Origin of the sequence: Acinetobacter sp. YH12233 (assembly GCF_013417725.1) — a bacterium.
GTDB lineage: Bacteria > Pseudomonadota > Gammaproteobacteria > Pseudomonadales > Moraxellaceae > Acinetobacter.
Window position 1 is genome coordinate 24,816 of the sequence record NZ_VPDK01000022.1, and the last position, 22,976, is coordinate 47,791.

Here is a 22,976-nt window from a genome sequence, read left to right on the forward strand (position 1 = left end):
AAGGAAAGTTACTACATTGTGAGTAAGGTAATATTATGTAATTTTCATTTAATAAGTAATTGAATTTAAAAACTAAAAATGAAATGTTTTGTTTTATTAAAAATGTGTAGATATTGTGGAATGTATTGAAAATGCTATTTTTTATCTTGTTTTGTATGGTTTTTAGGGTTTTAAAATGAATCAAAAACCGAGTATAAAAATACAGCGAAATATATTTAAGAATAGAATGAGAAAGTATTAAAAATAATATTTAGCTATTTTATCAAGCTGACAAATTTTGTAATTAAAAAATGTGCGGTTAATATTTTCTTGCTTAGCTTTAAAGATGGATTTATCGCTATAAATTGGCGAAATAGACTGTGATATAATATTGACCTAAGAGTTTATACCTAATTTTGATTGAGAGAAATTCACGTGGAAATTAATCCGTATCTAAACCAATTAAAAGACTTAAACGAACGTGGTCAAACACTACGGGGGTATCTTTGACTACGATCTGAAAAAAGAGCGTTTAGAAGAAGTCCTGCGTGAATTAGAAGACCCGGCGATCTGGAATGACCAGAGTCGTGCTCAGGCCATGGCCAAAGAAAAAGGCGAGCTTGAAAATGTACTCAATGTACTGGACGGCTTAACGACCCAGCTTGAAGATGCCCAGGCAATGCTCGACCTTGCGGTTGAAGCAGATGAAGAGGCCATGCTTGAAGATGTGCAGGCTGAGCTGAATGCGGCTGAAGAAGAACTGGCGAAGCTTGAATTCCGTCGTATGTTCAGCAACCCGATGGATCCAAACCCTTGCTATGTAGAAATTCAGGCAGGTTCGGGCGGTACCGAAGCACAGGACTGGGCCTCTATGCTGCTACGTATGTACATGCGCTGGATCGAACGTCATGGTTTTAAAGCTGAACTGATGGAAGAATCTGATGGGGATGTCGCCGGGATTAAATCTGCGACGATTCGTGTCGAAGGTGAGTATGCCTATGGCTGGTTACGTACCGAATCTGGTGTACACCGTTTAGTGCGTAAATCACCCTTTGACTCGGGCAACCGTCGTCATACGTCATTTTCTGCCGTGTTTGTCTCACCTGAAGTAGATGACAATATCGAAATTGAAATCAATCCTTCAGATGTACGTACCGATACTTACCGTGCATCAGGCGCGGGTGGTCAGCACATTAACAAAACTGACTCTGCAGTGCGTTTAACCCATATTCCAACCGGTATTGTGGTGGCATGTCAGAACCAGCGTTCACAACATGCCAACCGTGACCATGCCTGGAAGCAATTACGTGCCAAGCTATATGAGCTGGAAATGAATAAACGTAATGAAGCTGCACAGGCATTGGAAGATTCCAAGTCTGATATCGGTTGGGGTAGCCAGATCCGTTCTTATGTCCTTGATGATTCACGTATCAAGGATTTGCGTACAGGGGTAGAAAACTCCAATACTGGCGCAGTTCTGGACGGTGATCTGGACAAATTTATCGAAGCAAGCCTGAAACAGGGCCTGTAAGAAATCGTTTAAAAGCTGGCGTAACAAAGCTTTAACAGACTGTGACTCTTATATCTAAATTATTCGATATATAAATCGAAAAAATACGATATAATGGTCGCAGATGCTGAATGAAGTTTCGTTGCGCCACTGATTGTGATGTGCCTATGGACCTTGATCTAATTTTTAAAGCCTTAGCCAATCCGACCCGTCGACAAATTCTGGAGTGGTTAAAATCTCCGGAGCAATATCTGTCTGCGGAAGAGTGTGGTGGCTTTCAACGTGGGGTCTGTGCAGGTCAAATTGAATGTTTGGGCCAGGTCTCACAGTCCACCATGTCCAATCACCTGTCGGTGTTACAGCAGGCTGGTCTGATCACTGCAACCAAGCACGGACAGTGGTCATATTTCTCCCGCAATGAAACTTTGATTCAGCAATTTATCGAACACCTACAACAACACCTTTAACAGGTGGGAGTAACGATGGCTGAATTAAATTCTCCTTTAACGCTCGGTGCGTTAGAGCTTAAAAACCGTGTCATCATGGCGCCGCTGACCCGTAGCCGCGCAACTGCTGATCGCGTTCCAACCCCAATGATGGTTGAATACTATGCGCAACGTGCAAGTGCTGGCCTGATCATTTCTGAAGCTACAGTGATTTCTGAAGAAGCCAATGGCTATTTAAATACTCCAGGACTGTTTACCGATGCTCAGGTCGAAGGCTGGAAAAAGGTCACTCAAGCGGTTCATGAGAAGGGCGGTTTAATCGTTGCCCAGCTTTGGCATGTTGGCCGTGTATCGCATCCGGATCTGTTAAATGGTGAAACACCAGTCTCTGCAAGTGCAGTACAACAAGCGGGTCATGTCAGCTTGTTACGTCCAAAACGTCCATACGTTACGCCGCGTCCTTTGGAAGTTTCTGAAATTCACACGATTACCGAGCAATATAAGCAAGCTGCGATTCGTGCTAAAGAAGCCGGTTTTGATGGTGTTGAATTACATGCTGCCAATGGTTATCTGATTGACCAGTTCCTGCAAAGTAAAACCAATCAGCGTGAAGATGAATACGGTGGTTCAGTGGAAAACCGTACACGGTTCCTGCTAGAAGCAACTGATGCACTGATTGAAGTATGGGGTGCGGATCGTGTAGGGGTGCATTTTGCGCCGCGTGGTGATGACCATGACATGGGTGATAATGATCCACGTGAAACATTTGGTTATGCCATGGAGCAGCTGGGCAAGCGCAAGATTGCCTTCTTCTTTACCCGTGAATATCTGGCTGAAGACAGTATTTCTGAATATATGAAAGAGCGTTCTGGTGGAGTGCCTTATATTGCCAATATGCAACTGAGTCGTGAAGATGCGATTGAGCTGTTGGCAGCTGAAAAGGCAGATGCAGTCGCATTTGGTAAAGCCTACATTGCGAATCCTGATCTATACGAGCGTCTGCTTCAGAATGCATCGCTTAATGAGCTGAAAATGGAAAATATGATCGGTAGTCAGGTGGCTGAAGGTTATATTGATTATCCAACTTTGGCAGAAGTTAAGGTATTAAGCACCATAGAATAATTCGAAATAAGAGCCACATCGATTAACATGTCGATGTGGCTCTGTTATATTTTGCCGATTGAATCTGTTTTGGGGCGCAATGTGGCTACTCCATTCTGGTATAACGCAGCCTTGGCGCTAGCGAAACCGCTTTATCAATCCCGTATACGTAAACGTGCGACCAGTCCGGAACAATTAGAACAAGAACTGCTGGAACGTTTTGGTCCTTTCCAGTCCCCTAAAAACCTGCAGGCAATGTGGTTTCATGTGGTATCCGTAGGGGAAACCAATGCTGCACAACCTTTAATTGAGCATTATTTAAAACTTGGGCATCCGGTTCTAGTGACCAATACCACCAAGACCGGGCAGGCACGTGCCAAATCTCTCTTCTTGAAAGAACCTTATTTAGACTTATTTCAGGCTGTATATTTACCAGCTGACCAGAAAACCCTGATTCGTGATTTTTATCAAAAATATCAGCCTAAATTGCTGTTATTGATGGAGACCGAGCTCTGGCCAAATCTGATTGATCAGGCACCTGCTTTTAATGTGCCATGTCTGTTACTGAATGCCCGTCTTTCTGAAAAATCCGCCAAAGGCTATGGCAAAGTCAAAGGCCTAACCCGTGGCATGCTTAAGAATTTAACCGGCCTTTTGGCTCAGGATACAGCAACCCAGCAGCGTTATATTGACCTAGGTATCGCTTCAGAAAAAACTCAGGTCTTGGGCAATATCAAGTTTGATATCATGGCACCGCGGCAATTTATTGATCATGCGGCAGGGTTGAGACAGGAATGGTCTTTGCAAGGCCGGAAGATTATTACTCTCGCCAGTACGCATGCACCTGAAGAACAGCAATTGATGTCTGAGCTTAAAGCTGCGTTAGATGCAAATCCAGCATTAGTTTGTATCGTTGTGCCACGCCATCCGGAACGTTTTGATGAGGTGTTCCAAGCTGCACAGTCTTTAGATTTAAGAACCCAACGTCGTAGCCTGGGACAGCGCATTGAAACAAATACTCAGGTTTATCTGGCGGATTCTATGGGCGAGATGTGGCTCTGGTATGCCTTGAGCCAAGCCTGTTATGTTGGTGGTTCTCTAAATGAACCAGGTGGTGGACATAATATTCTGGAGCCGATTGCGCTAAATGTTCCAACGATTCTGGGTAAAAACTATTTTAACTTTCAGACGATTGTAGATGAGTTTGCGCAGGCGCATGCGGTAGAAGTGGTGCAGGATGCCACGCAGGCGGCTGAGACTTTACTAGAGATTTTGAATAATTCAGCTAAAGCTGAAAGCTTGAATACTGCTGCACAAAAGATTATGCAGCAGAATCAGGGTTCACTTGAAAAGCATATTCAGGTGGTTGATCAATATCTCTGATTATATTCTGATTTGTGAAGAAGCTGATTTTTATGGATTGACTGTATAAGGTTAAAACCAAGCCTTATCTTTATAGATTTAATGCTAGGGACTCTTCTTTCTTTTACTTTTGTTTCGACAAAAGTAACAAAACCATTTGTCATCCACAAAACTCGTCATATACCATCTTTTTGCAGAGATATCGCAGAACCTATATCAGGCAAAAAGAGTCCTGCCTCGGACAGTTGTGGATGACGTTTCCGCGTATCCAGTGATGGATTTGTTGAGTTAATTTTTTATGAATATCGTCCTGCTTGATCCCCGCCAAACTGAATCTGAACTGTGGTCAATTACGTCAAAGCGACAGCTGGAACATTTGCAACAGCATCTTGAGGTTCAGGTCGGTGACACATTAAAAGTCGGAATTCGGGAAGGGAAACGGTATTTAACTGAAGTTGTCGAAATCTCTGAAAAGGCAGTTTTATTGAAGCCGATTCAAGAAGAAGCAGTTCCTGCAAAGCTGCCTGTTACTCTAATTGTAGCTTTACCACGTCCTAAAGTTTTGCGTCGTCTGATCATGGATGCTGTGACCATGGGCGTAGAGAAAATCATTTTATTGCATAGCTATCGGGTGGATAAAAGCTATTGGCAGACACCATTTTTGCAGCAGCTGAATCATTATGTAGATCTTGGTTTAGAACAGGCAGGGGATACGCTTGCTCCGAAAATTGAGCTGTATAAACGCTTTAAACCTTTTGTTGAAGATATTTTGCCGGGACTCATTACAGCAGACTGTCCAGCCTTTGTTGCACATCCTTATGCGGAACAGCCGATGCCATATGCACTTCAGCATACTTGCACGATTGTCATTGGCCCCGAAGGTGGCTTTATTCCGTATGAAGTTGATTTGCTCATAAAAAACGGCTGCCAAGCAGTGCGCCTTGGCAACCGTATTCTCCGTACTGAAACGGCGATTTCATATGTTTTAGGTCGACTGTTTAGCGCGAGCTGAGGCATCTTCATGGCCATCGCCACGATAGACTTTCACTTCCTGCACCGGATATGGAATCGAAATATTATGTTCAGCAAAGGCTTGTATCACCCGTTCCTGAACTGCACTGATTGAGGTGCCTATGCCTGTTTCAGTGGTATTGACCCACCATAAGGCTTTGAGAGTAATCGAGAAGTCTGCCAGTGCAATCACATTGACGCTAAATGCAGGTTGACTCAGGATGGTCGGATCTTTATCCAGAATTGCAGTAATAATATCCTTGGCTTTCTGGATATCATCTTCATAACCGATCCCGACCGAAAATTCACAGCGGCGACGGGTATAAGCAGTATTCACCGTGACTGCACTGGTATAGACCGTAGCATTTGGAATTACGATACGACGACCATCTGGCGAGCGTAAAAAAGTTGCACGAATCTGGATATCTTCCACGGTACCCTCCAGACCATTCACGATAATGTCATCGCCAATCTTGAAAGGTTCACCCAGCAAAATCAGTACACCTGAGAGCAGATTCTGGAAAATATCCTTAAATGCGAAACCGATCGCCACCGAACCAATCCCAAGCGCACTCATCAGCTGACCTGGGGTGAAACCTGGAATTGCAATCACCAGCCCGATTAAAACACCGAAGAAAACAATCACGGTACTACCGACACGGTTCAGCACCAGTACCAGATTCTGTCGGGTATAAGTACGGTTTTCTAAAGTCTTACGGACAAAAAACTTAAACAGTTTTGACAGTAACCAGAAAATGACAATGACTGTCAGTGCGATGCAGAAATAAGGCACACGCTCCCAGAAACCCTCCATGATCTTGTCAATGGTGCTATAGGCATCATTGTACTTGGAGGTATGTTCGATCACGGTTTGGGCAGTTTTTTCAGTCGCCTGATGCAGGAGCTCAGTCGTCCCTTCAGTTACCTGGCTTAAAGTATTCTCTTGCTCAGCCACAAAAACTCCACAATTTAAATTTCGCTTATTTTGCCTCAACTACAGCAAAAAATTAACAACAGCGAAATTTATACACAATATATTTATGCAAAACAGACACAACTGTCTTAAAAGAACTCAGTCGTTTTTTGTTTCACTTCACTTGGGATTCTTGAAGGTTCACCTTCACTCATATAAGAGAATAACGCAGTCGTCGCCAACAGGCTGAGTACGGTAAAAATGATTACCAGCCAGGCCACAATTTTTTCCCAGACGGGGCTTGTACGTATCGGGCCATACTGATTGCTGCCTCTTGTTCCTGGAAAAAGCAGGATATAAATCCAGACAAACAGATTGATCAAAGGCACGAAGAATAGCAGCATCCACCAGCCACTGCGGTCCAGATCGTGTAAGCGTCGTACTGTAATCACAATACCGAAATACAGATAGACCAGCATGATCGCTAAGGCAAACAGGCTGGACAGGCCGTGCAGGGAGATTTGCCAGTTTGAATCTACTGATAGGCTGGCAATGTTCACAATATCAATACTTAAACCTAGCGCAATACTGCTGCATAAGAAAATAAACTGTAAAAATGCAGACCAGGCAATAAAACTCAAACGTCCAAATCGGCCCCTGATCGATAGGGGATGATCTGCTGCAGGAAAAGGAGGAGGGAAATAGGAAGGTTCAGTTGAATTCATGGGCAAGATCCTAAGCCTGTATAAAATACAGCGAGAGTGGGCGACTCATTTTATTTGACGATAGCAATATCTAGCTGACTTTGGCCATAGCTGAGCATTATCCGAAGTTATTCTGATTGAATTTGAATAAATAATCTACGACGAAAGCATGATTGTCGGATTTGAAATATGCAGTACATACTGCCATTATGCATAAAAAACAATCAACAAAATGCCATCAAGCTCTCGTGATGAGATAGAACAAGATCAAGGAAGCGAACAATGAAAGAAATCTATCCAGTACCAGTAGAATTTAAGAAAACCGCACGTACCACTGATACAGAGTATTTTGAGCGTTATCAGCAATCCATTGAACAACCGGATCAGTTCTGGGCTGAACAGGCACAGCGCCTGGACTGGATCAAACCTTTTACCCAGGTTAAAAATACCAGTTTTGATAAAGACAATTTTAAAATTGAATGGTTTGCAGATGGCCAGCTCAATGTCAGTGCCAACTGTCTGGATCGCCATCTTAAGGAACATCCTTATAAACCGGCGATTATCTGGGAAGGGGATCATCCATCCCGTCACAAGATTATTTCTTTTCATGAGCTTTATGATGAAACCTGCCGTTTCGCCAATGTCCTGAAAAAGAACGGAATTAAAAAGGGCGACCGGGTGGTGCTGTATATGCCAATGGTCTCGGAAGCCGCAATTGCCATGCTGGCCTGTGCCCGGATTGGTGCAGTGCATTGTGTGGTGTTTGGTGGTTTCTCACCTGATTCTCTGGCCAGCCGGATTGAAGACAGTCAGGCCAAAATGGTGATTACCGCAGATTCGGGCATGCGTGGGGGCAAAGCCATTCCACTGAAAGCCAATGTGGATGAAGCCCTGAAAGTCGCCGGTACCGAATCGGTTGAACATGTCATCGTTGTACATCGCACTGGCAATCCGGTGGAAATGCAACAGGGGCGTGATCTCTGGTATCACATGGAAATTATGACCGTCAATGAGATCTGTCCGCCTGAGCCGATGAATGCGGAAGATCCGCTGTTTATCCTATATACCTCGGGTTCAACCGGAAAACCTAAGGGCGTACTGCATACCACAGGCGGCTATCTGACTTATGTGAACTGTACTTTCCGAGAAGTTTTTGACATCAAACAGGATGATGTGTTCTGGTGTACTGCCGATGTCGGCTGGATTACCGGGCATTCCTATGTACTGTATGGTCCGCTCTCTAATGGTACGACTACGGTCATGTTCGAGGGAGTGCCGCAATATCCGAGCTGGGCACGTACCGGACATATCGTCGACAAGCACAATGTGACCATTCTCTATACTGCACCGACAGCCATTCGTGCCATGATGCGTGAGGGGGATGCCTATGTACGGGAAAGTGATCGTAGCAGCCTGAGAATTTTAGGTTCGGTCGGTGAGCCGATTAACCCGGAAGCCTGGAACTGGTATTACTCGGTAGTCGGTGAAAGCCGCTGTCCGGTGATTGATACCTGGTGGCAAACCGAAACTGGTGGCTTCATGATTACGCCTTTACCAGGTGCGACCGACCTGAAACCGGGTTCTGCGACCCGTCCATTCTTTGGCATACAACCAGCCATTGTCGATGCAGAAGGCAAGGAAATTGAAGGGGTGGCAGAAGGCAATCTGGTAATTAAGGATTCCTGGCCAGGTCAGATGCGCACCATCTGGGGTGACCCAGACCGCTTTATTGAAGCTTATTTCTCGACCTATCCGGGTACCTATTTTACTGGTGACGGCGCACGTCGTGATGAAGATGGCTATTACTGGATTACCGGTCGTGTCGATGACGTACTCAATGTTTCAGGCCATCGTCTGGGTACGGCAGAGATTGAAAGTGCACTGGTGGCCCATGAAGCGGTTGCCGAAGCGGCTGTTGTCGGTATGCCGCATGACATCAAAGGTCAGGGGATTTGTGCATTTGTCACCTTGCAGGCAGGGACTGAAAGTACTGAACAGCTGCGCGGTGAACTGGTAGCTTGGGTACGTAAAATTTTAGGGCCAGTGGCAACGCCAGACGCCTTGCACTGGGCACCCGCTTTACCTAAAACCCGTTCAGGAAAAATTATGCGCCGGATTTTAAGAAAGATTGCTGCCAATGAACTGGACAGTCTGGGCGATACCTCGACTCTGGCTGAGCCACAAGTCGTGGATCAGTTAATTGCTGAAGTGCAGCGTAATCAGGCATAAGTTTAGGACGTTCAAATACCGGCATTATTTGCCGGTATTTTGTCTCAGGAATAAGCTCTGCATGCTTTCGAATATAGTGCCAAGCTGCAATCTGCTAAGCTAAAACCATGCTGAACTTAGGTCAAAAGAATGAATGTACGACAACAATATCTAGATCAATCTCCACTGCAAATTGCCCAGCAACTGACAGAAACTTTTGCCCAAACAGCCGCAGCTCGTGACAAGCAGGGCGGTAATCCTAAAGCCGAGCGTGATCTGATTCGTCAGAGCGGTTTACTGGGCCTGTCTATTCCAAAACAGTACGGCGGTCAGGAAGCAGACTGGCAGACAATTTTTAAAACCATTCAAATCATTGCCCGAGTCGATAGTTCATTAGCACATGTTTATGGGTTTCATCATTTGCTGATTGCAACGGTTCAATTATTTTCCCAACCGGAACAATATGGCCCATGGTTTGAACAGACCGCTCGGGAAAACCTGTTCTGGGGCAATACCCTAAATCCACTGGACCGTCGTACTACCGCAATAAAAGTTGCTGAAAAAGAATATATTTTTGATGGGCATAAAAGCTTCTGTTCGGGCTCCATTGATTCCGATATCTTACTGTGCTCAGGCTATAACGACGCTGGAAAATTACTGATCGGGGTAATTCCAACAGCACGTAAGGGTGTAAGTTTTCTCGGTGACTGGAATAATATGGGTCAACGCCAGACCGATAGCGGCACCAGCCATTTTGAGCAGGTCAGAATTCATGAAAATGAATTGCTGTTAAATCCCGGTCCACTGAGTACACCGTATTCAAGCTTACGTCCTTTGATTGCCCAGCTGATCTTTGTACACATGTTCCTCGGTGTAGCAGAAGGTGCGTTTGAAGTGGCTAAACAAACCGTACAGACTCAAAAAGCCTGGTCTAAATCACTGGTAGAAGAGGCTGTGAATGACCCTTTTACCCAGAAGCATTTTGCCGATTTTTATGTGCAGCTGGAAAGCGTGCGTTTGCTGGCTGATAAAGCGATTCAAACCTTACAAGCTGCTTGGGATCTGGGCAATGATCTCACTGCCGAGCAGCGTGGTGAAGTTTCAGTGGCGATTGCTACAGCCAAAATCGCGGCCACCAATACATCTCTCTATATCACCCAGAATATTTTTCAGGTGATGGGCGCGCGTGCGACCACAGCCAAACTGAATCTGGACCGTTTCTGGCGTAATGTTCGCACCCAGACCTTGCATGATCCGGTAGATTATAAATATCAGGAAGTTGGGGAATGGATACTGACCGGGAAAGTGCCTGATCCAAGTTTTTATTCTTAATATGAAAATAAAAAGCCTCCAATATTGGAGGCTTTTCATATTAGATGAAGTGATAGTTTCTTCTAAATCTGCTTAAAGGCTTCTATGGCTCGTACACGAGAGGCTTTTAAATCGACAATCGGTTTTGGATAATCCAGTTCCAGATCAGGATTTTTGGCATAAGGTTCATGAATGGATTTGGCATCCAGATGCGCCAGTTCAGGCACCCACTCGCGGATATAGTCTCCATTGGGATCAAACTTCAGGGACTGGCTGACCGGATTAAAAATCCGGAAGTAGGGCACAGCATCCATGCCGGTTGATGCGCACCATTGCCAGCCGCCATTATTCGCAGCCAGATCGCCATCAATCAGATGCTGCATAAACCAGCTTTCACCCAGTCGCCAGTCGATCAGCAAGTTCTTACACAGGAACATCGCAGTAATCATCCTGACCCGGTTATGCATCCAGCCAGTTGCCAGCATTTGCCGCATGCCAGCATCGACAATTGGAATTCCGGTCTGGCCTTGCTGCCAGGCAGCTAGATCTTCGGGGGCATTGCGCCACTGGATCTTATTGGTATTTTGCTTAAATGGTTGGTGTTTGGAGACACGTGGAAAATCAAACAGGGTCTGTAGATAGAATTCCCGCCACAAGAGTTCATCTAACCAGGTCTGCTGACCCACATCCTCAATCTGGAAATAGCCATCCTGAAAAAGAGCTTGCATACATTGGCGAATGGAGAGAATACCGATATTCAGATAAGGGGAAAGACGGCTGGTGCCATCAACTGCTGGCAGATCACGAGCGGTTTTATAATGAACCATTTTGTCCTCGATAAAATCATCGAGCAGATCCAAGGCAGTTCGATCCTCCGCAGGCCAAAGTTGGGCAGCATGCTCTACCACATAATCCGCTGAGAATTTTTCAAGATCAACATTGGGGAGCTTAGTTGATAATTGGATTGGATCTTGAGTTTCAATCTCAGGATAGCAGGTGGGTACATCCAGAATTAGCCGTTCATAGCACTTTTTCTTAAAGGCACTATAGACCTGATAGGGTTGATTGGACTGGTTCCGGATACTGCCGAGGGGAAACAGGGTGCGGTCATGATAGAGCTCGATCCTGATTTGCTGCTGTTCTAGTAATTGCTGCACCTGAGCATCACGTTCCAGTTCATTGACGCCAACTTCGATATTGGCATGCAAGCTTTCAATTTTCAGGGTTTGACACAGATTCAATATTTCTGGCGCTAAATTTTCCCACAAAGGAATATTCAATATGATCAGCGGGATATTCAGTTGCTGTAGCTGCTGTTTTAAATATTTGAGCCGACGCAGATAAAAATCAGTTTTGATCCGGGCATCCTGATGCAGTTGCCATTGTTCGGGAGAGAGGACTGCTAGCGCAATGCAAGGTCCTTGCTGAGTAGCATGCCAGAGTGCGGCATGGTCATGTATACGGAGGTCTTGGCGGAACCAGATCAACTGCATGGGAATAACGTTCTGAATCGGAATCAGATTATTTTATTCATTCCACCTGAAAATTCTGTATAGAAACGTAGATATGGGCAGAATGATCAGTTAAAAAACCGCCTATGGTATAAGCGGCTCTTTCATTTAACGCTGGTGAATATTTTCTAAGGTATCCACCAAGGTACGCGTGGTCTGGTCAATTTCATAATTGACTTCATCACCTACTTTGGCATTTTTCCAGGTGGTCAGACGCAAAGTTTCGGGAATCAGATCAATCGAAATTTCACTATTGGCGCGATCGACGCGATTGATGGTCAGGCTGCAGCCGTTCAGACCAATAAACCCTTTCAGGAAAAAGTATTTGATATTGCCATCTGGGATCTGAATATCGATATGGTAGGTTTCACCGCGATGTTCCAGATTTTTAATGATCGCTGTGCCTTCAATATGTCCATACAGATTATGCCCGCCATTTTCTGCACCGACTTTGGCAGAGCGTTCGACATTCACTTCATCACCTACTTGAAGAGATTTTAAGGTGGTGAGGGCAAGGGTTACATCGGAGATATCGAAGTGAATCTGGTTTAGCTTCTGATCAATAGTCGTTACGGTGAGGCAGACGCCGTTGATCGCAACACTGGCGCCAATAAAGACATCCTGAAAAAACTGATTTTCGTTGCTCACGATAATGGTAATGAAGCCATTGCCCTGGCGAATATCCACGACTTTTTCCAAGCCTTGTACGATACCGGTATACATAATTTAAATTTCTATCTCATCGAGTTTGGCTTCATTCTAGTCAAGAATGAAGCAGGCGGCTATCTCTATGCCGAGAACACTGTGTTGCACAAAAAAATCCCTCAAGCCGAGCCTTGAGGGAATGAATCGTTATGCTGAGCATTATTATAGTTTAAACGAGCTCAGCTTCTTGTTCTTCTTGTTCTTCTTGTTGCTGTTCAGCTTGCTGCGTTTCGAGTTCACGCACGAGTGGCAAGACTTTTTCACCGAAGTATTCCACTTCTTCAATAAAGTGCAGGAAGCCTGAAAGAACCAGATCAACACCGACTTTTTTCAGTTCGATGATACGTTCCGCAATCTGCTCTGGCGTACCGATCAGGTTGGTACGGAAGCCATCGTTATATTGCACCAGATCTTCAAACGTAGATTTGGCCCAGTTACCTTCACCTTCTTTACTGGCTGCGCCCGCTTCACGCGTTGCCTCACCGAAAGATTTCACCGCCTGAACATTGGCCTTGGCCACGATTTCTCGCAGTACTGCTTGCGCTTCCTCTTCGGTATCACGTGCAATCACAAATGCATTTACGCCAATTTTCACAGAGTGGTTGTTCGCTTTGGCTTTTTCACGAATATCATCGATCTGTTTTTTCAGCTCTTTAGGTGTATTGCCATTGGTGAAGTACCAGTCAGACACGCGAGATGCCATATCGCGTGCTGCCCGGGAACTTCCCCCCTGGAAGATTTCAATATACGGTTTTTGTACCGGTTTTGGACTCAAGGTATAGTCTTGGAACTGGTAGTATTTACCATCAAAACTAAAATTGTTTTGGGTCCAGACCCCTTTCAGGCTGCGAATAAATTCTTCTGAACGTGCATAACGTTCGTCATGTTCCGGCCATTCTTCACCAATTGCATCAAACTCGCCACGGAACCAGCCACTTACGACATTAATCGCAATCCGGCCATTGGTGAGATGGTCAATGGTGGCCAGCTGCTTCGCTGCCAGCGCAGGCTTCCATGGGCCCGGCAAAATCGCGGCAATCACTTTTAAACGTTCAGTTTTCGCCAGGATGCCATGACTGAAACTCACTGATTCATGCTGGTTTTCAGCGTTATAGCCCGCAGTAAAACGGATCTGGGTCAGGGCATAGTCAAAACCTGCTTTCTCAGCAGTTTGCGCCAGACGGACATTATAGTCATAGCTCCAGTCAGTACGCTGTTCAATGTCGCTGACCACCAGACCGCCACTGACATTTGGAACCCAGTAAGCAAATACAATATTTTTATCTTGAGACATTATTCTTACCCTCTGAATGAAGCGGCTATTAAGCCACTTGAGTCTTTGGCACTTTCTTGCTGTGCAAACGGGATTCTGCGGCATCCAGACTTGGTACTGCAGCTGAAGGTAAAACTTCTTCCTGTTCGATTTGCTTGTTGATGCCTAGGTTCTGGTTGGCTTGCTGAGATTTTTCTTTAATAACCTCAGCACGCTGCCCCTTTGCTGGCGCCCATTCAAGGATTGGTAGGGCACGAGCCACTGCCAGGGTAATACGGGCACGGAGTAATTCGCTGTGAATGGTGTATTCAGGCGTAAAGTCACGATCTGTGGCATACACCCCGATTGGCAGAGTTTGTGCCTGGAAGAAGCTGAACAATGGGCGTAATTGGTGTTCAAGAACCAGCGCATGACGGTCACTACCACCAGAAGCTGCTAAAAGAACCGGTACATCTACCAGCGCCGTTTGTTCTACGAAGTCAAAGAAATGCTTGAACAAGCCCGTAAATGAAGCGCGGTAAACAGGCGTACCGACAATCAGGGCATCTGCTGCTTCAACAGCTGCCAGATCATCCTGCACGCGTTGCGGTAGCTGGTTACGGTAAATTGCACCACCTAAAAGCTGGCCAATTTCACTGAACTTGATGAAATGTACATTGATTGGCGTCGCTTCACCCAGTTCATCCAGAATGGCTTGAACCAGTGCTTCGGTTTTAGATGGGTGATTCAGGCCGCCAGAAACAGCCACGATGTTTAAAGGTTTTTGCTCGGAAAAATGGGACATGTGAAGTACCTAAAAATGGTTAAGCTCGGAATGACCCTATTAATCCCGATTGCCGCAGTAGGTGTAAAATAACGAAATGCTGAAAAGTTATCTGATTTTTCTATATAAGCGGAAAATGTGCTTCTGAAACGGATAGAGCTGGATAAATGATTGATAACTATATTTATATTGAATAGAGATAAGCTATGCAGAATAGGAATAAATCATATATAAAAAAGTGATGAGAATTAAAGAATTATTGAAATAAGCCAAAATTTAAAAAAATTAAAGAAAAACTCCACATTATTTAAAAAATTGGTGATCTTGCATATCCATAAACTGGCTTGTGTGGTTAGAATAGGAGCTACTGTGCACAAGATCTCTCTCACGTCCTATGAATATTTTAATCGTTGATGATCATCCACTGTTTCGTCATGCTCTGATCCAAGCTGTTCGTTATAGTCTGCCACAAGCGCAGATTCATGAAACTGCAGCAGTCAATGAATTTTATGAACGTCTAGAAAATGGTCCTGAGCCTGATCTTGTCCTTCTGGATTTAAACCTGCCAGGTGCATCGGGCTTTTCTGCTCTGGTCCACGTTCGCGCCCAATATCCTTCGATTCCAATTATTGTCGTTTCTGCTCACGAAGAAGCCAGCATTATCCAGCGTGCGATTGCACATGGTGCGATGGGCTATATTCCAAAATCTGCGCATCCAAGCCATATTGGTGAAGCGATTCGTGAAGTCCTCGAAGGGGAAATCTGGTTACCACCCAATCTGCCAGCCAACATGAATTTCGATCCGCGTGCTGCAGATGAAACTGCATTGGCAGAACGGATTCAGTCACTGACACCGCAACAGTTCCGTGTCTTGATGATGGTGGCCGAAGGCTTGCTGAACAAACAGATTGCTTATGAACTGGATGTTTCAGAAGCCACCATTAAAGCGCACGTAACAGCAATCTTCCGTAAGCTGGGTGTACAAAACCGTACCCAGGCGGTGCTTGCTATTAATGCCTTGAATATTGAAGAAAAGAAAATGTAAGTGATACAGCTTACAAAATAAAAAAGACCTCAATTGAGGTCTTTTTTATTATGAGAATATTGCCAGATTAAGCAATATAATCCTGTTTTTGGGTGACATCGGTACAGAACATTGGATTCAATGCGGACTGCAATTCATCAATCTGTTCTTGAGTGACATAGCCTTTGGAGATCAGGTATTCTGCCACGCGGTCATCACGCAGACTCAGGAAAGTTGCATCATAAACCCCCAAGTCTACAAACAGGGCAGCAGTTTCCAGACTGTTAAAACGGTCCAGATAAACTTCATCTTCATACATCAGGAACACATGCTCGTCTGTGCTATTCGGATCGACCTGTAGGTGCTCTGCCAGTTCATGCGGGCAGGTTTTGATAAAGAGCAAGTCAGAGAGTTCATCAAACTGGGTGGTATCCAGGCAATCTTCTTCATTTTTCACTTTGCCGAGCCACGCTTTAAAGACCAGTACGGCACCACCACGCAGCAGCATACTCCAGATCTGATGACGGGTTTGTACAGGTAAATCTTCAGCTTCTGCTTCCAGAGATTCAATCAGCTTGTTTTCCTGTTCAGCCAAACGTTCAAATAAACCTAAACCTTGCGGTTTGTAGGCATAAGGTTCAAAGACATCAAAATGCAGTTCATCAAAAACTTGCAGGGCTAAAGGAACCGCATGCTGATACAGGGTTTCAAGTGCCTGAATCTGGGTATCGTCGAGTTTGCTGTATTTAAACATTTGCGCCCAGTCGATGCTGGGTAATAAGGCATTAGCACCATATTGGCGATGGAATTGCTGAGTCTGTGCGGGAAGCTGAGCAATTGATTCATCGAGTTTCATTTTTATAACTCCTATCTAGCAGTGCAAATAGACCAGCTGCCAAAAGGATTTAGGCATTGTCAGATGGAAACTGATCGCTTCTTATATTGTCTATTTTTAGAACTAAGCCTGTTGTATTAAAAATACGACCAAAGTTCTATCTGCCATAAAATAGGATTAAAAATTAATTTAAAACAGCAACTTAAATAATTGTAACTAGGTGTACACATGTATATTAATAGATTTGGTGGCTTTTGCCATAGAGAATGCTGAAATGATAATTTTGAGCAATTTATCAGCAAGAATTATGTGAAATTTGGTGCTTTTGGCACATTGGCCAATTTTTTTTGCCAGTCAGGTAAAGATAGGTATTTATTCAGTATAAAAAATGCCCATCTTAAATCATTAAAATGGGCATTGAGATGAAAATAAAAAGTTCTAGCTGCCCGAGATTTTCAGACCGGATAACCAGGAACGGAGTGAAGCAGGCTTCAACGGTTTTTTCAGCAGGACAATATTTAAATCCTTCAGGCGCTGTGGCAGTTCCGGATCAGAATCTGCGGTAATCAATGCCACCGGAATATCACTACTACGATGTTCCAGAATAAAGTCCAGACCGATCTTGTCCTGGTTTAAATGCTGATCGACCAGCCAGACCTGAATATTTTCCTGCTGAATCATCTCGGCGGCCTGTTCTGGTTCGGTGGCTTTAAAGACCTGATAACCCCATTTGGTCAATAAGGTCGACATGCCTTCCAGAATGGTTTCATCATTGTCCAGACATAGAATCTTAAAGGCCTTGGACTTCAACGGCACAGCCTGAACAGGGGCGGCAACGACTTTCGGTGCTGCGGTCAGTGGCACTTCAATCATGAAGCAGGAACCTTTGCCCAGCTCGGAAGAAACATGAACTGGATAATCCAATAGACCAGTCATACGTTGCACGATGGCGAGACCAAGCCCCAGACCCTGTTCACCCCAAGGCGAAGTATGGCCACATCGCTCGAATTCCTGGAACAGCTTGATCCGCTGTTCTTCAGCAATACCGGGACCGGTATCCCAAACCCCGATCCGGATATGATTTGGCCGGTTGCTAGAACGCAGTACACCGACCACGACCTTACCTTTGGCGGTATAACGTAGGGCATTGCTGACAAAGTTCTGGATAATCCGGCGAATCCATTGTGGATCGGTGTCAATCCAGAACTGGGCATCATGCACTCGCAGTTTGATGCCACGTTGTGCCGCAATGGATTTGAATTGCAGTTCCAGATCACTTAATAAATCATGCAGTGGATAAGCCTGGCGTTTCGGCTGAATCGTACCGCCCTCCAGTCGGGCAATATCCAGCAGAGCTGAGAGCATGCTTTCTGCCCCATGCAGGGCACGATCCAGTTGCTGCAGGGTCTTGCGATCTTCTTCGCTTTGTACACTTTGCTCCAGCGCCGTACTGAACAGACGTGCAGCATGCATTGGCTGTAACAGGTCATGACTGGCGGCAGCAATAAAGCGGCTCTTGGACATATTGGCTTTGTCGGCTTGTTCACGCGCCAGTTGCTGTTCAGACAGGGCATCAGCGAGCTGCTGGGTACGATCCTGAACCCGGGCTTCCAGTAATGCTTCATTTTCACGGAAGGCAGTAATATCGGCAAAGGTCGTCACGAAACCACCGCCTTCAATTGGGTTACCCCGCATCTGAATCACGCGGCCATCTTTACGGATCCGTTCAAATTCATGCGCACTGCCGACCTGCATCCAGTGAATCCGTTTACGCACATGTTCTTCGACCGAGCCCGGACCACATTCACCGCGTTCAGCGTTATAACGGATTAGGTCAGCGATTGGACAGCCGACATAAACAATATCTTTTGGATAGTCGAACAGTTTCAGGTATTGGTTGTTCCAGGCGACCAGACACATATTTTCATCAACCACACTCACCCCTTGGGTCATATGGTCGATCATGGTCATGATCAGGTTCTGGTTAAAACGCTGCCATTGTGAGGCCTGATCCAGAATATTCGCCACCTGACCGAGGGCCAGGCCATTATTCACCATCGCGGTAGTCAGCAGGGTACGTGCCGAGGCTGCACCAATGGTACCGGCCAGATACTGCTCGGTAAAACGCCACCACATGCCATTGGCACTGCTATTTTCATTCAGTTCCACACTATTTTGAGCACAGAACTGCTGGAAGGCCTGCATGGTTGGACCTTCACCGGTAATGCGCTTGGCCAGCGTAATCAGGTCACCAACTTTTAAACGGGCCACATCCTGATGCGAGTAGCTGACATCAGTAGATGGACTTTGAGAAGGAAGCGGCTTGGTTTCATAGTAGAAGAAACTTTCCGCCTGAATCTGTTCAGCCACACTTGGACGGAACATCCGGGAAACCCAGATATATAGGAATGTGTTCAGACCTAGTGCCCAGACCACACCATGCGTTAAAGGATCAAAAGATTCGAAACCGATCAGGGCTTCAGGACGTAACCAGTTCCAGCCCAAAGGACCCTGTTCCAGAAAACTCTGGCTGAACTGCTGATAGGCTTCTGGCAGGCTGCGCAAAATCGTTGGTAATAGCAGGGTATACGACCATAAAGCGAAACCGGTCAGCAGGCCAGCATATACACCTTGCTTACTCCCGCCACGCCAATACAGACCACCAATCAGGGCAGGGGCGAATTGTGCCACGGCACTAAAGGCCAGCAGACCAAAGACTGAGAGCTGGTCAATATCATTAAAAAAGTTGAAGAACAGAAAGCCCATCAACATCACGGCTAGGATACAGATCCGGCGGGTAAATTTGAGTACCAGTGGCAAACGCTTGTCATGCCGTGAGATCAGGTTTAAGCGCCAGAGCGCCGGCATGATCAGGTCATTACTTAGCATGATCGACAGGGCGACTGAAGATACCAGCAGCATGCCGGTGGAAGCCGAGAAACCGCCTAAGAAGGCCAATAAGGTCAGCCAGTCCTGATTATAGCTAAGCGGTAAAGACAGTACCGCGACATCTGGAATCGCTAAATATTGGGGAGCCGCATGCAGTGCCCAGCTGGCAATCGGGATAATTGCCAGTGTGGTCAGAATCAGATAAATGGCAAACCAGCGACGTGCACCACGGATATGTTTTTCATCCCGTAATTCAACCACTGCTACGTGGAATTGACGTGGCAAGCAGATAATCGCCAGTGCAGCCAACAGGGTCTGTACCCAGAAACTTTCCGGTACGCCAAACAGCTGTACATCATGGAAGGTTGACTGAATATCGCTACTGATCTGAGGCAGATTTTCTGGTGCTTCAAAAATAAAGAAACAGGCTACGGCCAGCAAGGCAAATAACTTAACAAAAGACTCAAAGGCGACAGCCAGCATCAGACCGCCATGCTGTTCGGTGTTGGCAATCTGCCGGGTACCGAAAATCATTGCCAGGATTGCCAGGACGCCGGTCAGGAACAGTACGCTATTAGTCGTACTGGCAATCCCTGCGGACGGTTCCAGAATTACTGCGGCACTTAAAGCAATTGCACGTAACTGCAAAGCCAGATAGGGAATGATGGCAATCACCGCCAGAATGGTGACCAGCGAAGCCAGAGGCCCACTCTTACCATAACGTGCAGCGACGAAGTCGGCGATCGATGAAATGGCATGATGCTGGCGTACCCGTCCCAGACGGCGCCAGATATCGTAACCAATCGCGACAAAGAGCAGGGGACCAAGATAGATCGGCAGGAAAATAATTCCTTCACGAACTGCAGCGCCAGTCGCGCCATAAAATGTCCAGGAAGAACAATAGACGCCTAAAGTTAAACTAAACAATAGCATACGGCCACGGGTACTGAGCCGGCTGGCATGTTTTTCCCCATAGAAAGCGCAAGTAAAGAGTAAAGTGATATAGAGGGCGAGCACCCCTATGATGAGCCAACTGTTCATATAGCCTGATGTGTACTGTGCATGACGCTATGATACCGCATCATGCACTCAGCAGTTTAAATTGATCATTTTTTAACGACCAAAGTCTAAATTACAAGTCATTCTAAATGTTGTTATTTTGCAACAGTGATAATTCGAATTAAAAAATAGTAAGCCCATGGTGGGGCTACAGGAGTGTAACTATGGATGAGGCCCAAGTAGAAAGAATTCTACAGAATCCCAAATTCAAAGAAATGGTACGTAGAAAAAGTACGCTGAGCTGGACCTTAACCGGCATCATGCTATTTGTCTATGTCGGTTTCATGTTGCTTGTTGGCTACAACAAAGAATTTCTATTGTCTTCAATTTCTGGCGGTGTAACGACCTGGGGTGTACCTCTAGGTATCGGTATCATTATTTTGTCTTTTATATTGTGCTGGGTGTATTCCTACATTGCCAATAACAAACTTGATCAGCTGAACAGAGAAGCAATTCAGGAAGTGGAAGCGATTACAAAAGAAAAGGGGCAACACTAAGATGAAAGGGATTTCATATCAAGCGCTTGCTGCTGCAGCGCTGACCTTGCTCAGCTCGGCAATGGCATTTGCTGGACCAGATCTGGGTGCTGCGGAGCAGCAAGCGACCAACTGGCACGCGATTATCATGTTTGTGATTTTCGTTGGAGCAACCTTATTTATTACCAAATGGGCTGCCAAACAAACCACAAATACTAATGATTTCTATACTGCCGGCGGCGGGATTTCTGGCTTCCAGAACGGTCTGGCCATTGCTGGTGACTTCATGTCTGCAGCATCTTTCCTCGGTATTTCCGCGATGGTATTCCTGTCCGGTTTTGACGGATTGCTGTACTCACTAGGCTTTATGGTGGGTTGGCCAATCGTTTTATTCCTGGTGGCAGAACGTTTGCGTAACCTGGGTAAATTTAACCTGTCTGATGTAGTGTCGTTCCGTTTGGAAGAAAAACCGGTGCGTACTCTAGCTGCATTAAGTTCACTGGTTGTGGTTGCGTTTTACCTGATCGCACAGATGGTAGGTGCAGGTCAGTTGATCAAGTTACTCTTCGGTCTGAACTACAATATTGCTGTGGTGATTGTTGGCCTGTTGATGATGGCTTACGTAATCTTCGGTGGCATGCTAGCGACCACTTGGGTACAGATCATTAAAGCAGTAATGCTGTTGTCTGGTGCGACATTTATGGCTTTCATGGTAATGAAGGGCGTAGGTTTCAGCTTTACCAATATGTTTGAACAATCGATTCAGGTTTACTCTAAAGTACATGACTTGAGCCTTGCAGATGCAACCAAGATTATGGGTCCGGGTAATCTCGCTTCGAATCCGGTCGATGCGATTTCTCTTGGTCTGGCGCTGATGTTTGGTACAGCAGGTCTGCCACATATCCTGATGCGTTTCTTTACAGTAAAAGATGCCAAAGAAGCACGTAAATCAGTGGTGGTTGCAACAGGCTTTATCGGTTACTTCTACCTGTTAACCTTCATTATCGGTTTCGGTGCGATTCTATACGTAGCGAACAACCCGCAGTTCCTGGACATTGCAAAAATGGCAATCACAGGCAAGCTAGAGCTGGTGGGCGGTAACAACATGGCCGCGGTTCACCTGGCAGATGCTGTGGGTGGTGACCTGTTCATGGGCTTCATTTCTGCAGTGGCATTCGCAACCATTCTTGCGGTAGTTGCAGGTTTGACCTTGTCAGGTGCTTCAGCAATTTCACATGACTTGTATGCAAACGTATTCAAGAAAGGCCGTACTACACCTGAATCTGAACTGCGCATGTCTAAAATTGCAACTCTTGGTCTTGCTATCTTTGCGATGATTCTGGGAATCCTGTTCGAGAAGCAAAACGTTGCCTTCATGGTGGGTCTGGCATTCTCGGTAGCCGCATGTGCCAACTTCCCGGTACTGGTTCTGTCTATGTTCTGGAAAGGCCTGACCACACGTGGTGCTGTCATTGGTGGCGTGGTTGGTTTGGTGACTGCAGTAGTACTGATCATACTGTCTAAAGCAGTTTGGGTAGATACTTTCGCGATTTCAGATACACCAGTCGTTCCATTTAATGGTCCTGCATTATTTGCAATGCCATTGTCTTTCTTCTGCTGCTGGTTCTTCTCCATCACAGACCGCTCAGTGAAAGCACAGACAGAACGCAAAGCTTTCGATGCACAGTTTGTTCGCTCACAAACAGGTATTGGAATCTCAGGTGCATCTGATCACTAAGATCTGATGTCCTAAAAAAGCCTCCTGATGGGTAATGCCAGTCAGTTAAGAGATTGACTGGCATTTTTTTGGGTATTTCTGTGGTTTCCCTTTCACAACTCGTGGGTAGTTTCTACTTCTTTTTTTCGGTAAAACATACCTTTTAGATTTTTCCATTA

The 22,976-nt window shown here is 45.6% G+C and carries 18 protein-coding genes; 10 read left to right on the forward strand and 8 right to left on the reverse strand.

Going from position 1 to position 22,976, the window contains the following annotated elements; translation table 11 throughout:
- The first annotated feature begins 414 nt into the window (after nt 1–414).
- The 5 genes from prfB (at nt 415) to FTV12_RS10815 (ending at nt 5,410) form a co-directional block, all read left to right on the forward strand.
- Nucleotides 415–1,510, forward strand: a protein-coding gene (gene prfB, locus FTV12_RS10795; RefSeq protein WP_104426741.1) for a peptide chain release factor 2 whose coding sequence is annotated in 2 segments (ribosomal slippage) — nt 415–486 and nt 488–1,510 — 1,095 coding nt in all. Because the reading frame shifts where the segments join, the coding sequence is not laid out codon by codon here.
- A 146-nt stretch (nt 1,511–1,656) separates the two neighbouring features.
- On the forward strand, nt 1,657–1,956 hold the full coding sequence (locus tag FTV12_RS10800; protein ID WP_034170237.1) for a helix-turn-helix transcriptional regulator: 300 nt from the start codon (nt 1,657–1,659) through the stop codon (nt 1,954–1,956).
- A gap of 15 nt (nt 1,957–1,971) precedes the next feature.
- Nucleotides 1,972–3,057 carry an alkene reductase gene (locus FTV12_RS10805; RefSeq protein WP_180034020.1) on the forward strand — a complete coding sequence of 362 codons (1,086 nt, stop codon included), beginning with the start codon at nt 1,972–1,974 and terminating at the stop codon, nt 3,055–3,057.
- Between the two features lie 81 nt (nt 3,058–3,138).
- Nucleotides 3,139–4,419, forward strand: a complete 1,281-nt coding sequence (locus FTV12_RS10810; RefSeq protein WP_180034027.1) for a 3-deoxy-D-manno-octulosonic acid transferase — start codon at nt 3,139–3,141, stop codon at nt 4,417–4,419.
- 277 nt (nt 4,420–4,696) lie between these two features.
- A complete protein-coding gene (locus FTV12_RS10815; protein ID WP_180034021.1) occupies nt 4,697–5,410 on the forward strand; it encodes a 16S rRNA (uracil(1498)-N(3))-methyltransferase in 714 nt (237 codons plus the stop codon).
- Here the strand turns inward: FTV12_RS10815 and FTV12_RS10820 are convergent.
- Both FTV12_RS10820 and FTV12_RS10825 read right to left on the reverse strand, forming a co-directional pair.
- Nucleotides 5,384–6,364, reverse strand: a complete 981-nt coding sequence (locus FTV12_RS10820; RefSeq protein WP_159123798.1) for a mechanosensitive ion channel family protein — start codon at nt 6,362–6,364, stop codon at nt 5,384–5,386. The two genes, FTV12_RS10815 and FTV12_RS10820, sit on opposite strands and share 27 nt — an antisense overlap.
- 107 nt (nt 6,365–6,471) lie before the next feature.
- On the reverse strand, nt 6,472–7,047 hold the full coding sequence (locus FTV12_RS10825) for a DUF805 domain-containing protein (RefSeq protein ID WP_034170236.1): 576 nt from the start codon (nt 7,045–7,047) through the stop codon (nt 6,472–6,474).
- 261 nt (nt 7,048–7,308) lie between these two features.
- On the opposite strand from FTV12_RS10825, the gene acs reads away from it, so the two are divergent.
- Together acs and FTV12_RS10835 are read left to right on the forward strand one after the other, a co-directional pair.
- Entirely contained in the window at nt 7,309–9,255 is a 1,947-nt protein-coding gene (gene acs / locus FTV12_RS10830) for an acetate--CoA ligase (RefSeq protein WP_180034022.1), read from the forward strand.
- 129 nt (nt 9,256–9,384) lie between these two features.
- Nucleotides 9,385–10,566: an acyl-CoA dehydrogenase family protein gene (locus FTV12_RS10835; protein WP_180034023.1), complete on the forward strand. Its 1,182-nt coding sequence runs from the start codon at nt 9,385–9,387 to the stop codon at nt 10,564–10,566.
- Nucleotides 10,567–10,628: 62 nt separating this feature from the next.
- Here FTV12_RS10835 and FTV12_RS10840 read toward each other — a convergent pair whose 3' ends face one another.
- From FTV12_RS10840 to msuE, 4 genes are all read right to left on the reverse strand, one after another.
- The gene (locus FTV12_RS10840) at nt 10,629–12,038 is read right to left on the reverse strand and encodes a deoxyribodipyrimidine photo-lyase (RefSeq protein WP_180034024.1); all 1,410 of its coding nucleotides are present in this window, start codon (nt 12,036–12,038) and stop codon (nt 10,629–10,631) included.
- A gap of 126 nt (nt 12,039–12,164) precedes the next feature.
- Nucleotides 12,165–12,779: a riboflavin synthase subunit alpha gene (locus FTV12_RS10845; protein ID WP_125279183.1), complete on the reverse strand. Its 615-nt coding sequence runs from the start codon at nt 12,777–12,779 to the stop codon at nt 12,165–12,167.
- Between the two features lie 151 nt (nt 12,780–12,930).
- Nucleotides 12,931–14,055 (reverse strand): dimethylsulfone monooxygenase SfnG, encoded by a 1,125-nt coding sequence (gene sfnG / locus FTV12_RS10850; RefSeq protein ID WP_180034025.1) that lies wholly within the window; start codon nt 14,053–14,055, stop codon nt 12,931–12,933.
- A 28-nt stretch (nt 14,056–14,083) separates the two neighbouring features.
- Nucleotides 14,084–14,818 carry an FMN reductase gene (gene msuE, locus FTV12_RS10855; protein WP_180002606.1) on the reverse strand — a complete coding sequence of 245 codons (735 nt, stop codon included), beginning with the start codon at nt 14,816–14,818 and terminating at the stop codon, nt 14,084–14,086.
- A gap of 373 nt (nt 14,819–15,191) precedes the next feature.
- Here msuE and FTV12_RS10860 point away from each other — a divergent pair, with 373 nt between their 5' ends.
- Nucleotides 15,192–15,842 carry a response regulator transcription factor gene (locus FTV12_RS10860; protein ID WP_004781530.1) on the forward strand — a complete coding sequence of 217 codons (651 nt, stop codon included), beginning with the start codon at nt 15,192–15,194 and terminating at the stop codon, nt 15,840–15,842.
- Nucleotides 15,843–15,909: 67 nt separating this feature from the next.
- Here FTV12_RS10860 and FTV12_RS10865 read toward each other — a convergent pair whose 3' ends face one another.
- Entirely contained in the window at nt 15,910–16,677 is a 768-nt protein-coding gene (locus FTV12_RS10865) for a hypothetical protein (RefSeq protein ID WP_159123806.1), read from the reverse strand.
- 417 nt (nt 16,678–17,094) lie between these two features.
- Nucleotides 17,095–20,586, reverse strand: a complete 3,492-nt coding sequence (locus FTV12_RS10870; RefSeq protein WP_159123807.1) for a PAS domain-containing hybrid sensor histidine kinase/response regulator — start codon at nt 20,584–20,586, stop codon at nt 17,095–17,097.
- A 182-nt stretch (nt 20,587–20,768) separates the two neighbouring features.
- On the opposite strand from FTV12_RS10870, the gene FTV12_RS10875 reads away from it, so the two are divergent.
- Together FTV12_RS10875 and FTV12_RS10880 are read left to right on the forward strand one after the other, a co-directional pair.
- The gene (locus FTV12_RS10875; RefSeq protein WP_004781535.1) at nt 20,769–21,101 is read left to right on the forward strand and encodes a DUF485 domain-containing protein; all 333 of its coding nucleotides are present in this window, start codon (nt 20,769–20,771) and stop codon (nt 21,099–21,101) included.
- Between the two features lies 1 nt (nt 21,102).
- Entirely contained in the window at nt 21,103–22,818 is a 1,716-nt protein-coding gene (locus FTV12_RS10880; RefSeq protein WP_180034026.1) for a cation acetate symporter, read from the forward strand.
- The last annotated feature ends 158 nt before the right edge of the window (nt 22,819–22,976 follow it).